The sequence below is a fragment of the Sporosarcina trichiuri genome, assembly GCF_030406775.1.
GTDB lineage: Bacteria > Bacillota > Bacilli > Bacillales_A > Planococcaceae > Sporosarcina > Sporosarcina trichiuri.
Genome location: NZ_CP129119.1, coordinates 1,583,132 through 1,596,819, shown reverse-complemented (window position 1 = coordinate 1,596,819; position 13,688 = coordinate 1,583,132). Strand labels below are relative to the sequence as shown.

The window sequence follows — 13,688 nt, the reverse complement described above, 5'->3', positions numbered from 1 at the left end:
TTACGGACATTACGATCACATCACAATCCAGCTTTCTGCTTCTCCGAGTATCGGAATCAAAACAGGTTCTATTTCTGTTGGTGGAGTCACAAAAGTAACTAAAGCGACTTCACCTATGATACTATTCAATTACTAATCCTTTACCAAAAGATAGGGAGCTAAATTATGCGGATTACATTTCAATTAGTATTGGGTATAGTTATTTGTTTGACCTTATTTTTATTAACAGTTAATCTTTTCAAAGAAGATTTAGGGCCATTTTTCAGCTTGGTTGTCCCAATAGGTTTGGTATTTGGTTTCCAACTCATCATCTTGGATAAACTTAGCAAAAAATCTTAATAATATTTAATGCGGCAAAATGGTAGGTACTTCTCTGGAAGTACCGCCTTTTTGGTTTTTAAGTTAGTTCATTGTGATTGTGTGGTGACCTGTGCGTCGCATAGATCAATTAGAACGTATGTTCATCCCGGCGAGACGATTCCAAGCATAAGAAAGGTAGTGATCACTATCAATAAAAAAGTTCAGTCAGACATTCAAGCTATAGAAAATGAATTGCAGAAAGTGAAGCAGCAAGACGCCATACTTGAACAGATTGAAGCACGGTTGTACCAAATGAAAGATATTGCCCAATATGCGGCGGCAACTGACTTGTACAAGAAAGAAGCTGCAGAGCTGAATGAGGAAATCCAAGAGCAGCTCGCAGCTATTCAGAAATAGAAGGAAGACTACGCCAATTTGTGATTGCGAGACTTGCATTTTTGGGGAGCTGGAAAAGATACTAGCTAGTTGTTGCATCGTAAATCATCCAGCGTACAGATCCGCAAAGAAACTCTTCTGGAATATGCATTAGCCAACTTCTCAGCCAATATTTCTCTCCCGATACCCAAACACTCCACCCACTCCAATAATCACCCCAACCACCACCAGCTCTACAATCGCCACCCAATCCATTTCCTCCACCGGCCATTCCGGTACCGAGCCGAACGGCGAGATGTCAGCCATCCAGGCCGGCAGCTGGAACAAGCTCCCCGAATACAGGACGGCAAACGAATAGACGAGGAGGAGCCAGATCAGCGGGCTGGCTTTTGGTAATACACCTATCAGCAAAGCCGTTAACGCCACCATCACAAGGAGCGCCGGAATCTGTATGGTGCTCGCACCTATGATCATCGACAGTGGAAGCGGAGTGGCCATCGCACTGCGGCCGGCGAGCCATAGACCAGCGGCGGCCAGAGAGTTCATCAGGATGCCAGTCATCCCAGCGACGGTCAGATACGTTCCAATCAGCCGCACCCGCGAGACCGGGCGGCCGAGAATGCTGTCGATGCGGCCGTTCTTTTCTTCGCTGAGCAGCTGCTGCATGGACAATATCGCTGGAATGGTGGCGATCAGGGCCATGACGAGCATGAGCATCGGCAGAAACTGTTCGGGGATGGGCCGGGTGCTGCCAACGGTAAGCATGTTCTGCAGCAACTCATTCCCTTCGAAGAAGCTCTCCAAGTCGCCGAGAACGGATCCGTAGGCGAGGCCGAGGACGACCATACCGATGCCCCAGATGATGAGTGAAGTGCGCTGGAGGCGCAAGACGAGGCCGAGCGGTGTCCGCAGCGAGCTGGAAGCACTGGTACGTCCTTGTCTAGCCTGCAGGAGGCCGGCACCGAGGTCGCGGCTGCCTTGCAGCGTCCATGCGATCACGGCCAGCAGCAGGGCACCCGCTGCGAGCAGGACGAGCGGCAAGACTTGGTTGCCGGCGAACGGCTGGACGGCGGTGACCCAGCCGAGTGGCGTCAGCCAGGAAAGCCGGGACTCGGCGGCGTCACCGGCTGCGCGGAGCAGGAAAGCGAGGATCAGCGCGATCATTGCGAGACCTGTCGCGCCGCGTGCGCTTTCGGACAGTTGCGCCGCAATCAGGGCAGCGGCAGCGAAGAATAGCCCGGCACCACCGAGTGTCAGTCCGTACAGCAGCGAACCGCTGACGGTCAGGCTGTCCAAGCCTAGAGTGGCAAGCCCAATCGAGATAGCTGCGGCCAACACCAGGTTGACCAGCGCCAGCACGCCAGCCGCTGCGAGAAGCGGTGCACGCCGGCCGACGGGAAGGGCGAGGAGCATTTCCGAGATGCCCGCCTCCTCTTCTGCCCGCGTAAGCCGGACGGCGAGCAGGATATTCATAATCGCGACGGCGACCGCCGTCAGCAGGAGCATCTGGTGGGTGGTCATGGCGCCGAGTGTGTAGTGGGCAAGATTGCCGGGTCCGACCATGGCGGTCATCGCCGGGTTCTTCATCGTTTCGGCCATCGTGTCGCGTGCTGCCGGTGTCGGATAGAGGTCCTGGAAGGCCGGCGGGACCGCGACGGTGATGGCGGTGATGGCTGCAATCCAGATGAAGAGCCGCAGCCAGTCGCGCCTTATGATGAAGCGGAAGAGCCGCATGCTGCCGGTTGCTTGTGCGCTCATCGCGATGCCTCCCGGTGGTCGTAATGCTGCATGAACAGGTCTTCGAGCGTCGGCGGCGCACTTTCGAGACGCTCGATGCCATACGGCGCGAGAATCGCCATGATGTCGCCAAGTTTGTTGCTGTCCGCCTGGAACGTCAGGGTGCCGTTTTCATTGATCAAATTATGAATGCCGTCCAGCTCTGCAAGTCTGGAGGCAGGGGAGGCAAGTGCCACTGTCAGATTGGTGCGGGTCAGGTGGCGCAGTTCCGCAAGCGTGCCGGTTTCGACAATCGTCCCTTGCCGAATGATGCCGACCCGGTCGCACAGCCGCTCGACTTCGGACAGGATGTGGCTCGACAGCAGGACGCTCTTGCCGGCCTCTTTCACCTCGGCGACGCATTGCTGGAAGACACGCTCCATGAGCGGGTCGAGCCCGGACGTCGGTTCATCCAGGATAAACAGGTCGGCGTTTGAGGCGAAGGCGGCAATCAGCGCGACTTTCTGCCGGTTGCCTTTCGAGTACGTCCGGCATTTCTTCGACGGATTGAGGTCGAACCGCTCGATCAGTTCATTGCGCCTTTTTCCATCCGAATGTCCATGCAGGCCAGCGAACACATCGATCACTTCGCCGCCCGTCAAGTTCGGCCAGAGCGTGACATCGCCAGGCACATACGCAATCCGCTTGTGGATGTTTACGGAGTCCGTCCAGACATCCTTTCCGAATATCTTCGCTGTCCCGCCATCCCGCTTCAGCAGCCCGAGCAGCACCCGGATCGTCGTCGACTTCCCGGCGCCATTCGGTCCGATGAAGCCGAACACTTCGCCGGGCTCCACCCGGAACGTCACATCATCGAGCGCTTTGAATTTCCCGAATGTCTTCGTCAGTCCTTCCACTTCCAATACCGCCATACCGATCCGCCCCCTTATTTGTAATAGACCCGTTTCAATACGTCGAGGAACTCATAGAACTGCTGCCAATGCGGCTCCAGGTCGATCTCTGTGAATGCCGCGCCATTTAGCTTCGCGAGCAGTTCCTGACTGTAGCCGTCGATGGACCAGCTGATCAGCTTCAGTACGTCCTCGCCAGGTACTTCGTCGCGGAACAGCGTCGTATCGAGTCCGCTGAACAGCCGCCGCATACCATCCTGCTGCATAGTATCGAGCCGGTCCGCGAGCGGCTTCGGCAGCTTCGATTCCTTTTCCAACACCGTCTGGGCGATGAAGTTGAACAGGTCCGGATAGCGCTGGTACACCTCCATCTTCAATTTTGCAGACCCTTTCATGCGCTCTATGAAATCAGATTCGTCCATGTCAATGTACTGCGTGTACAGCTCCTCGAGAACAGTGATCGCCCGCTTGGCCAAATAGGCATACAGAGCTTCCTTCGAGCCGAAGTAGTGGAACAGCATCCCCTTGCCGATGCCCGCTTCCTGGACGATCCGGTTTGTCGACGCTTGGTCATATGCATACTGTGCGAACTCCCGCATTGCGGCGTCGGTGATCCGTTTCTGTTTGGTTTTGTCGAGTGTCGTGAATTTAGTAGTCATCATGAACTCCTTCGTAGACCGAAGTGGTCGATTTTCGTGAAAAAGAATAGACCTGACTGGTCGACTATAGAATATCACAGTCGACCAGATGGGTCTACAGTTTTTCTTGAACTTACAGATAACTTTCAAGATGGCCGTCCCTCAAGCCCCCGACAATACGAAACTGTTCAGCGAGGGGATGGCGTCATCCGGTTCATTCAACAATTCGTAATAGCTGGTGAGCAGGGAACCCATGGCTGGCGCTGCTTCCTCGAGTTCCGTCCGTATGCTGTTGGCATATCCGCGCTCCCAGCCGCCGTCGGGCAGGTGGGTGGCATCGACGGTTGCCGGGGCGTCCGTTGTAAAGCCGGCCTGTTCCAGGAGGCGCCGGATTTCTGTCTTATGGAACAGGGTTTGGACGTTGCTGTCGTTTTCGATGAACTGTGAATACAGCGCGAGTATGGACACCGCACAGAAGTGGCTCCGCTGGCCGAGATCGGTGAACGCCAGATCCCATTCGGCGAAACAGATCTGTTTCGCGGCGGGCCGAACTTTCTTCAGAAGTGCCAGCAGTTCTGTGGCGCTTTTGAAATACCAGGAACAATGGGACAGCACCGCGACGTCGAACGGTTCGGAAACTTCATAGTCCAGGAAATCGGTCTCTAGATGGAACATGATCCGGTCGCCGAGTGTGGACTGCAGAATCCGATCAGTGGCCTGACCTAACGTGAACGGCGCGCCGTACTCGCGGCTGGCCGGATCGATGGCGGTGACCGATCCGTCTTCGCCGATGGCATGCGCGATTGCCATTGTCGTGTCGCCCTGTCCGCAGCCGATCTCGAGGATCCGTCCGCCTTTTGGCAAAGCGAACGCGTCGACAAGCGCAAGCCGATGCTGCAGCTGGATCTGCTGGATGTCGTCGTCTTCGTATAAGTGATGTTCATCCAGAAAGTCCCGGGTTTGCTGGTTGATGGTGTATTGGGTCAAGAGGATCCCTCATTTCAATGGGTGTCTTTCAGGTTTCCTCTATGATAACCGGTTTGAAAGGCGGACGCATATATAATTAATTGAATCGATGGAATTAAAAAATATCTCATTGACTTACTAGTGATAGTTCCGTATGATGTAGATAACTTTCAGAGAGGGCAGGTGATCACTATGGCAAACTTCAATTTGACAATTGCAGATTGGATCGGACCCATACTTTCACCTGCCCTGAGGTAAATCAGGACAGTTTCCTTCTGGTGTATGCGTGAAAGCATGGTGTCCGATCCTTGGACCCATGCTTTTTTGTATGCACATAACTAGGAGGAATTTATTTGGAGAAAATGATGAAGTACGGATGGAATGACCACCAACAGGAGCAATGGCTCGAACTGCAGCACGATGGAACGTTGACCGATTCCATGGTGGCTGGGCGTGTCACATTGGAACATAAGCATATGTATCGAGTCGTGACGGAAAAAGGCGAATGGCTGTCCGTCTGTTCGGGAGCATTGCTGCACCGGGCGCACGACCGGCAGGATTACCCGGCGGTCGGGGACTGGGTGGCTGTTGAGCGGATGCCGGGGGAAGAGCGGGGGATCATTCACGCGATTTTGCCGCGTACATCCGTGTTTTCGCGGAAGACAGCTGGCACGAGTATCACGGAACAGCTCATCGCCGTGAATGTCGATCTCGTATTTTTGGTGACGTCCATGAACGACGATTTCAATATTCGGAGGCTGGAGCGATATCTGGTGGCAGCGTATGATTCGGGTGCCGTGCCGGTGATCGTGCTGACGAAAGCGGATTTATGCGACACACCTGAGTTGTATGTGGATCAAGTGCAGGCAATTGCGTTTGGTACAGACATCCTCACAGTCAGCAGTAAGACGGGCGAAGGGATCGAAGCAGTCGTCGATCTGCTCAAAGAGGGGAAGACCGCTGCGTTGCTGGGCTCCTCAGGCGTCGGCAAGTCATCGCTCGTCAATGCCATCTGTGGCGGGGACACGATGACTGTTCAGACAATCCGGGAAGATGACGCGAAAGGCCGCCATACGACAACCCACCGTGAACTGATTCCGCTGCCTGCCGGCGGAGTGCTGATCGATACGCCGGGGATGCGGGAATTTCAATTATGGAACGATCAGGAGAGCATGGACGGCAGCTTTGCGGACATCGACGCGCTGTCTGCATCGTGCAAGTTCAACGACTGCCGGCACCATGCCGAGCCAGGCTGCGCCATCCAGGAGGCACTTGCGGATGGGGCGCTTGAGGAAGACCGTTTTGCGAGCTATTTGAAACTGCAGCGGGAAATCGCCTTTTTGGAACGGAAGACAAACGTGCAGGCGCAGGCGGCGGAGCGGAAGAAGTGGAAGGCACAGACGAAATCGGGACGGAACGCATGATGGAAATCGGAAGCGGTGTAGGGACCGCTTCCGATTTTTTGATGATAAGGTCTTGCATGGGCAGGGGCTGTATAAGAACATGGGGTTCTTTACTCCGTCTTCTTCGCTTTTTCCGGCTTCGGCCAGATGAAATAGGAGGCGGAAATCAGGAGATCGATTCCCAGGATGAGGGTCCATAATTTCAGCATTTGTTGAAGGGCTTCTGTTCTCGCGTTATCACCGATATAGTAAATTAGTCCAGCAAGGAAACTACCGCCGATCAAGTAGGCGAGGACATGCTGCAGGGAGCCTTTCATCGAATGGCGTGCATGGGCGTAGCCTGTTTTCCTCTGCGGTTTCGATCCTTGTCGTTTAACATAATACAGAAACCGTTCATCTGCCCAGTGGATCATGCTTTTGCCGAATGCAACCGATACGCCGAGGTAAATCGCCGCGATGGCATGTGCCTGCGTGGCGACTGCACCATTGATCAGATCGGAAGCGGTGACAATCAGCAGGGCAGCGTCGATGACCGGCGTGAGTGCCAGGAAAAAGAGGCCGAGCCGTTTCTTGTTGAATACATACCGTGCGGTCATCCCGGCAAGAATGGCAACCCAGAAGCCGATTTCACAGGCAACGATCATCCAGGCGATCAAATTCATTACCATCCCTCCTTTGTTTATATGATACAGTTGTATTTATTAAGAGAATCGTATCACTTGTTCTTTCACAATACAAGTGTGTTGTTAAAAAACAGGATGTATTCTACACTAGGTATATGCCGAAATTAGTGAATCATGAAGCACGGAAGCAGTTGATTGCAGAGGCGATGTGGCGGGTCATTCTGGATAAAGGGATGGAAGGAGCGACAGTGCGGAACATTGCGGAAGAAGCGGGGCTCTCACTCGGGGCGCTCCGCCATTATTTCAAGACCCAGGATGATCTGCTTGTCTATGCGATGACGCTCGTGCAAGAGCGGGCGACCGCCCGGATTGAAAAAGTTGCGGCACAGGAACTTCCGCCTAAAGAAATGGTGCTGGCCGTATTATATGAAATCGTACCGCATAGCCCGGAGACGCGTGCGGAAATGGAAGTATGGTTTGCTTTCACCGTCTATGTGAACCACCGGAAAGACGACCTGCCGATACCGGATGACGGCGTGCTGGCAGGTGTCCGGAAAGCATTGGCGTATTTGGAGGCGACTGGACTTTTACCGGAAACTATCGATATGGAGCTGGAGAGTGAACGGCTGTACGGCTTGATAGATGGGATTGCGATTCATGCGCTGCTGGAGCCGGACCGTCTCGACGCCGACAGGATCAGACGGACGCTTCGTTATCATATTGAATCGATTTGCGTATTGCACTAGGAGAGGGATGAGTTCTTTTGTATGGCCTGAGCACACCGTGAATTCAGGCAGCCCGGAAACCGGTGAGGCCGTTTGGTATGCGAAGCCGGGGATCTCTCCGGAGCAGTCTTGCGCTGTTTCCGGTTTCTTGATGAAGGAGAAGAATGGAACAGTGCCGTGTGGAAGAGAATTGTACACGCAATATCCAATATACTGATTGACAATTCCCACTCCTCCCTCTATCATTGTGTAAAATGTGACGAACTGTCCGGAGTAGCGGTGCAATCCTTGGAATCAGAGACTTGGTGGGTGGTGCGAACCAAGCGGGAGGCATGGGTGAATTACAGGCAGGGAGCAGACGTGTGTCCGGCGGCCGGCCGTTATCCGGGTTGAGTGAGCAGGGGGAGTCCTGCTAAGTTGGGTGGTACCGCGGAGCTTCCGTCCCTTTCTTTCGAGAGGGATGGGGGCTTTTTTTGCGTTTTATATTACAGCAGGGGAGATGGGAGAATGGAGAAGGAAATGTCCGGGTGGCTTGCGGCGCTGCCGATACTTGTGTTGGTCGCAGCGGCATCAATGTCGGTGTTCGTATGGGACGCGGGAATGCTTCTGCCGCTGGTGATCGGGGTGCTCGCGGCCGCTGTCGTGGCGGCGGTGGCCGGTTTTAGGTGGGCGGATGTGCAGGAGATGATGGTGCGGGGTGTCGGCCGGGCGCTGCCGGCGGTGTTCATTCTCCTGCTGATCGGGCTGATTGTTGGGTCGTGGATGGCGAGCGGGGTCATCCCGACGATCATCCATTACGGCCTGTCGCTCATCCATCCGTCGGTTTTTGTACCAATCGTGGCACTCGTGACCGGTATCGTGTCGATCACGCTCGGTAGTTCCTTCACGTCGATCGCGACGGTAGGACTGGCATTCATGGCGATCGGGGAGGGGCTCGGATTCCCGGCGGGGCTTGTCGGCGGTGCGGTCATTTCCGGGGCGTTCTTCGGGGATAAGCTGTCACCGCTGTCCGATACGACGAATATCGCACCGGCGATGGCGGAGACCGACCTGTTTTCGCACATCCGTCACATGCTCTGGGATACGCTGCCGGCGTTCGGTCTGTCGATCGTCCTGTATGCGGTCGTCGGCCGGATGTTTGCCGGTGCCGGAACGTCTGACGCCGCGTCGATCGGTGCGATTCAGACCGGTCTGACGGAGCAGTTCACAATCCATCCGCTGCTGTTGTTGCTGCCGGTGCTGACCGTGGTCCTGATGATCAAGAAAGTGCCCGCCATCCCGGCGCTCGCCGGCGTTGGTCTGCTCGGTGCGGTGATCGCCGTGATTGTACAAGGCATGCCGGTCGGCGCTGTCATCCAGGCGATGACGAGCGGATTCACGGCGGAAACCGGTGTGCCGGCGGTCGATTCGCTGCTGAATCGCGGCGGGATGACATCGATGCTGAACACGGTCGCGCTGCTCATCATTGCGACGGCACTCGGCGGCATCCTCGAGGAGTCGGGATCGTTCGGTGTGCTGACGCGCAAGATGATGTCGCGTGTCCAGTCCGCGGGCAGCCTGATCGCGGCGACGATCCTATCGACATTCGTCGTGGCGTTCGCAAGCGGAGCACAGTTCCTGGCGATTGTGCTGCCGTCCCGGACGTTTGTGCCGAAATATAAGGAGATGGGCATCGATACCGTCAACTTGTCGCGCTGCGTGGAATCGGCCGGCACGGTCGGCATCAACCTCGTGCCGTGGAGTGTGCCCGCCGTGTTTGCGGCCGGCATGTTCGGCATCAGTCCGGGGCAGTTCATCCCGTATGCGTTCTTCGCATTTCTAGTGCCGCTCATCAACCTGATCTTCGGCTTCACGGGATTCACGATCAAGCGGAAAACGTACACCGCCGAACCGGCTGTGATAGAAGTGGATGAAAAAGAGGAGGTGGCGGCTTGGGCGAAGTGAGGCTGCAAGTGCTCGGCACGGCGCAGGACGCGGGTGTGCCGCAGCCGAATTGTTATTGCGGAAACTGCACCCGTGCGATTGAAAATCCGGCGTGGAAACGGCGGGCGGCGTCGCTCGCGGTCGTCCTGCCGGAGGAGGGGCAGTGGCATCTGTTCGACGCGTCCCCCGATTTCAAGGAGCAGCTCGTCATGCTGCAGCGGACATTCGGCTTGGAAGGGCAGGTCATGGACAGCATCTGGCTGACACATGCGCACATCGGCCATTATCCCGGCCTGATGTATCTCGGCAAAGAGGCGATGAGCACGGCCGGTGTCCCGGTCTTCGCCGGGCGGAAGATGAAGGAGATGCTCGAGACAAACGTACCATGGCGGCAGCTGACGGATCTTGGCAATATTACAGTTCAGGAGATCACGGACGGAAAGCCGGGGCAGCTGGCGGACGGTGTTACGGTGACGCCGTTCGATGTGCCGCACCGTAACGAATACTCGGAGACGTTCGGGTTCCGGATCGAAGGGCCGAACAAGTCGGTGCTGTACATTCCGGACATCGACAGCTGGGACGAGTGGACAGTGGATGTGCTCGATGCCTGCCGCGAGGCGGACATCTGCCTGCTGGATGCGACGTTCTTCAGTGCCGGCGATCTCGCGGACAGCGGGCGGAGCGACCGGGACCTGCGTGACATTCCGCATCCGTTCATCACGGAGACGATCCGTCGGCTGCAGGCGATCGCCGGGGAGACGGACATCTATTTCACGCATTTCAACCACAGCAATCCGGTTCTCGATCCGGACAGCGAGGCGCGGAAGTTCGTTGAAGCGAATGGGTTCCGGGTGGCGGAAGAGGGCATGGTGCTGGTGATTTGATTGTCATTCACAATTCGCAACTAGTAAATCGGAAAGAGGGCAGATAACCATGGAACTGACTATCCAACCAGTTGATGCGACCAATCGGGAAGATGTCCTCGGGTTGACCGTCCATCCGGGCCAGCAGGGCTTCATCGAGACACCAGCCGCCTGCCTGCAGGATGCCGCCGATTATCCCGAGTTCCGGCCGGTTGGTCTGTATGCGGACGAAGTGCTCGTCGGATTTGCGATGTACGGAGCACTGCGGGACAGTGCCGGCGGGCGCAACGTCTGGATGGACCGTCTGCTGATCGATGCACAGTATCAAGGGGAGGGTCTCGGTCGTTCATTCACAAGGCTGCTGTTAGAGCGTCTGGACCAGGAATACGGCAGGCAGCCGATCTACTTGAGTGTGTTCGAGGAAAATTTGGGCGCCCGGCGTCTGTATGAATCGTTCGGATTCGAGTTCATCCATGAATATGATGCAGACGGGGAATGGATCTACCGGAAAACATAGAAATGAAAAGCGGCTGCCCGCTCGACGGGACAGCCGCTTTCACATGTCTTCCTAATATTTCTCCGTCAGCGTGTAATTCACCCGCACGACGAGATTGTTCGTCTCCGCGCGCACTTTCCCATACAATGCCCCGAATTCCTCAGGGTGTGCACCTGGATCCTCGAAAGCACCCAGCTCGCCCCACATGCCCTGCATCTGCATCATGAGGTCGTAGAGTTCGATGTCGGTACTGGTCTGCGGGCCGGGGAACAGTGTCATCGGAGAACCGACTTTTGTGAACTCCTCCTGGAAGACGGCGGTGACGGGATGCCCGAGCTTCCCGTATTCAATCACTGTCCCGAGGTCGTTGAGGGGCGGGGCGATCAGCAGCACGAGCTGGATGACGCTCCGTTCCAGGTTGGTCGCTTCCTCCCATGTCCGGTATTCGGAGTCCGGCGTCCCCGCGAATTCATCGGCTCGGTTCTGCAGGAACAGTTGGTAAGCGGCGGGAATCTCCTCGTCCGGCAGCTGGTAGGCTGTACTGTTTTCCGTGTCGATCAGCGCATCCCCGAAGTTGGTGATGTCGGTGATCTTGTTGTCATCACTTGAGATACGGCGGATCGGGTGGTCGTCGAGAGCGAAACGGATGGTGCGCTGCGTCTTCGCGATCTGCTCGAATTCTTCCTCCGTCATCGCTGCACCCAGTTTGCCGTCTTCATCGAAAACCGAAGGGATCTCGACAGTCTGCGCTCTCGCCAGATCTAAGTCGGTCCCATCCCCGTCCGCCGTCCCGCTGTCTTCCTCTTCTCCTTCTTCCGTCTCTGCAGTCACAGGGACGGCTTGCTCCTTGGCCGTCTCATCCGTGTCCGGCTTGTCCGCTGCCGGTTCCGTCTTTTTCGCCGTGCTGCAAGCGGCTAACATGCATACCGTCAGCAGCAGAAGTCCGATCTTTTTCATGGTGTCAGATCTCTCCTCTCCGAGTAGGTTGCTTGTGATACGGCTATCGGCGGGAAGGGTTCCGGAATGCAGAAAAGTTCCGGCTTTCTATCCATTGCAGGGCGAGAGGGCTTAGGGCCTGAAAGGTACTGAAAAAGGATGGGGTGGACAGCGGCTGTACCTGACTCCGCAGCCGGCGGATCCGGCTGCGGAGTCAGGAACGTTTCAGACGTTTCGGGACGAGGCCTGCAACCAGGAAGAACAGAGCCGCTGACCCGATCAGATACAGCACGCTGAAAAGCGGATTTAGTGCCGTGTCTCCCAGATGGAACGTGATGCCCAACGCTTCATGGAACTGTTCGGACTTGGCGGCAGGTGCGCCTGCAAATGCATCCGTCAGATAAGGCGCCATCAGCACCTGCCGGAACAGGAGGGCGGCGTGGGAGACGGGGACGAGCTGGATGACCGACTGGAGATACCCCGGCAGGCTGCCGATCGGGATGTAGATGCCGGCGAGGAACCCGATCGTCGTCCCGATGAGGGTGCTTGCGGCCGCGCACGCGTTCGAAGTCCGGAAGAACCGGACGAGCAGCAGGAACAGGGAGCCGGCGGACAGGACGGACAGCGCGATGATGCCGGCCGACTGGAGAAGCTGGACCGCAGTCAGCAGCGGCTGTCCCGCGGCGAGCAGCATGATATCCGCTGCGACGAGTGCTGTAAAGGTCATGATCAGGCCGATAGCGAGGGAACTGAGCAAGTATCCTCCGGTGAGCACTGACCGTTTCAGCGGCGTGACGAGGAAATCGTCGAGTGTCCGTCGCTGCCGGTCTTCGACGTATGTGCCGAATGCGGCAAGTGTCGTGGTGATGCTGGTGACTGCGAAAATCCCCGCGATGACCCACGTCAGCAGGAGACCTTTCCTGCCCGGGAATTCCGGCATGCCGTCCGCGATCAGGTCGCCGAGGAAGAAGACGTAGACGGCAATCAGGATCGCGACGGACAGCAGGGAGAAGAAGACGGCGGACCGGTCGCGGAAGTAGAGCAGCATGTTACGCTTCGCAAGTGTCAGCATGCAGATCCTCCTCCTTCCGTTCCTGCACCCGCAGGAACACGTCCTCGAGGCTCGATTTCCTCACTTCGAACGACGTCAGCAGCGGCTCGTATTTTGCGGTGAGCGGGATAGCGTGCAAGGTCGAGTCCAGCTCGATTTCGAACCGGCCGAGGTGCTCGCTGTAGGGAAGCTGATCCCGCGAGAGCGCCGCCCGCAGCGCTTCGGAATCGGCCGTTCTCAAAAACAGCCGGTCCGCGGAGTGGGCGGTGCGGAGCGTTTCAGGCGTGCCGCTTGCGATGATGCGCCCGCTGTTCAGGATGACAGCGTAATCCGAGCGGTCCGCCTCTGCATCAGGATGTCGTTGATCCGCCGTTCATCCGCCTTCGTGGTCAGGTAGATGAGTACGAAGACCGACAGATAGGCGAGCAGGCCGGACAGCACGACAGACGACCAGATCCAGATGTTGAAAGGGAACATCTCGAAGAACAGGCCGCCTGCGGTCAGGACGGCGACGACACAGAGGATCTCCAAGACGAAGACGGCGGCCGGGTGCTCCACCGGCAGCTGATGCGTCAGCCAGATGAGGCATGTGATGATAGCAGAGACGAGGAACAGCGTGATGCTCATCGATTCGGTGAGCGGCGGGAACAGGCCGAGCAGACGGAACACGTAGTAGAGCAGGGAACTGAACGTGAACGCGGCGCACGCGGCCCCGATGTAGATCAAAGTCCGTTTCATATG

General features: G+C 56.6%; 15 protein-coding genes. 6 read left to right on the top strand and 9 right to left on the bottom strand.

Going from position 1 to position 13,688, the window contains the following annotated elements; genetic code table 11:
* The first annotated feature begins 498 nt into the window (after positions 1-498).
* Positions 499-717: a hypothetical protein gene (locus tag QWT68_RS08410; RefSeq protein WP_290147837.1), complete on the top strand. Its 219-nt coding sequence runs from the start codon at positions 499-501 to the stop codon at positions 715-717.
* 141 nt (positions 718-858) lie between these two features.
* On the opposite strand, the gene QWT68_RS08405 is transcribed toward QWT68_RS08410, so the two are convergent.
* The 4 genes from QWT68_RS08405 to QWT68_RS08390 all read right to left on the bottom strand — a co-directional run bounded on the left by QWT68_RS08405 (position 859) and on the right by QWT68_RS08390 (position 4,948).
* Entirely contained in the window at positions 859-2,454 is a 1,596-nt protein-coding gene (locus tag QWT68_RS08405; protein WP_290147835.1) for an ABC transporter permease, read from the bottom strand.
* Positions 2,451-3,344 (bottom strand): ABC transporter ATP-binding protein, encoded by an 894-nt coding sequence (locus QWT68_RS08400; protein ID WP_290147834.1) that lies wholly within the window; start codon positions 3,342-3,344, stop codon positions 2,451-2,453. Before QWT68_RS08400 ends, QWT68_RS08405 begins: the two co-directional genes overlap by 4 nt.
* 14 nt (positions 3,345-3,358) lie before the next feature.
* Positions 3,359-3,982, bottom strand: a complete 624-nt coding sequence (locus QWT68_RS08395) for a TetR/AcrR family transcriptional regulator (protein ID WP_290147833.1) — start codon at positions 3,980-3,982, stop codon at positions 3,359-3,361.
* Positions 3,983-4,123: 141 nt separating this feature from the next.
* Positions 4,124-4,948 carry an SAM-dependent methyltransferase gene (locus tag QWT68_RS08390; protein ID WP_290147832.1) on the bottom strand — a complete coding sequence of 275 codons (825 nt, stop codon included), beginning with the start codon at positions 4,946-4,948 and terminating at the stop codon, positions 4,124-4,126.
* 341 nt (positions 4,949-5,289) lie between these two features.
* On the opposite strand from QWT68_RS08390, the gene rsgA reads away from it, so the two are divergent.
* Positions 5,290-6,351: a ribosome small subunit-dependent GTPase A gene (gene rsgA / locus QWT68_RS08385; RefSeq protein WP_290150469.1), complete on the top strand. Its 1,062-nt coding sequence runs from the start codon at positions 5,290-5,292 to the stop codon at positions 6,349-6,351.
* An 89-nt stretch (positions 6,352-6,440) separates the two neighbouring features.
* On the opposite strand, the gene QWT68_RS08380 is transcribed toward rsgA, so the two are convergent.
* Positions 6,441-6,992 (bottom strand): hypothetical protein, encoded by a 552-nt coding sequence (locus QWT68_RS08380; RefSeq protein WP_290147831.1) that lies wholly within the window; start codon positions 6,990-6,992, stop codon positions 6,441-6,443.
* Positions 6,993-7,108: 116 nt separating this feature from the next.
* Here QWT68_RS08380 and QWT68_RS08375 point away from each other — a divergent pair, with 116 nt between their 5' ends.
* From QWT68_RS08375 to QWT68_RS08360, 4 genes are all read left to right on the top strand, one after another.
* Entirely contained in the window at positions 7,109-7,699 is a 591-nt protein-coding gene (locus QWT68_RS08375; RefSeq protein WP_040287086.1) for a TetR/AcrR family transcriptional regulator, read from the top strand.
* 486 nt (positions 7,700-8,185) lie between these two features.
* Positions 8,186-9,622: a Na+/H+ antiporter NhaC gene (gene nhaC, locus QWT68_RS08370; RefSeq protein ID WP_290147830.1), complete on the top strand. Its 1,437-nt coding sequence runs from the start codon at positions 8,186-8,188 to the stop codon at positions 9,620-9,622.
* On the top strand, positions 9,619-10,485 hold the full coding sequence (locus QWT68_RS08365) for an MBL fold metallo-hydrolase (RefSeq protein WP_290150468.1): 867 nt from the start codon (positions 9,619-9,621) through the stop codon (positions 10,483-10,485). Before nhaC ends, QWT68_RS08365 begins: the two co-directional genes overlap by 4 nt.
* A 49-nt stretch (positions 10,486-10,534) precedes the next feature.
* Entirely contained in the window at positions 10,535-10,981 is a 447-nt protein-coding gene (locus tag QWT68_RS08360) for a GNAT family N-acetyltransferase (RefSeq protein ID WP_290147829.1), read from the top strand.
* A gap of 51 nt (positions 10,982-11,032) precedes the next feature.
* Here the strand turns inward: QWT68_RS08360 and QWT68_RS08355 are convergent, their stop codons facing one another.
* The 4 genes from QWT68_RS08355 to QWT68_RS08340 all read right to left on the bottom strand — a co-directional run bounded on the left by QWT68_RS08355 (position 11,033) and on the right by QWT68_RS08340 (position 13,685).
* Positions 11,033-11,917 carry a hypothetical protein gene (locus QWT68_RS08355; RefSeq protein WP_290147827.1) on the bottom strand — a complete coding sequence of 295 codons (885 nt, stop codon included), beginning with the start codon at positions 11,915-11,917 and terminating at the stop codon, positions 11,033-11,035.
* A gap of 193 nt (positions 11,918-12,110) precedes the next feature.
* Positions 12,111-12,968 carry an ABC transporter permease gene (locus QWT68_RS08350; RefSeq protein ID WP_290147826.1) on the bottom strand — a complete coding sequence of 286 codons (858 nt, stop codon included), beginning with the start codon at positions 12,966-12,968 and terminating at the stop codon, positions 12,111-12,113.
* A complete protein-coding gene (locus QWT68_RS08345) occupies positions 12,946-13,188 on the bottom strand; it encodes a hypothetical protein (RefSeq protein ID WP_052461814.1) in 243 nt (80 codons plus the stop codon). The genes QWT68_RS08350 and QWT68_RS08345 overlap by 23 nt, the downstream gene beginning before the upstream one ends.
* 71 nt (positions 13,189-13,259) lie before the next feature.
* The gene (locus QWT68_RS08340; protein ID WP_290147825.1) at positions 13,260-13,685 is read right to left on the bottom strand and encodes a hypothetical protein; all 426 of its coding nucleotides are present in this window, start codon (positions 13,683-13,685) and stop codon (positions 13,260-13,262) included.
* Positions 13,686-13,688 lie beyond the last annotated feature (3 nt).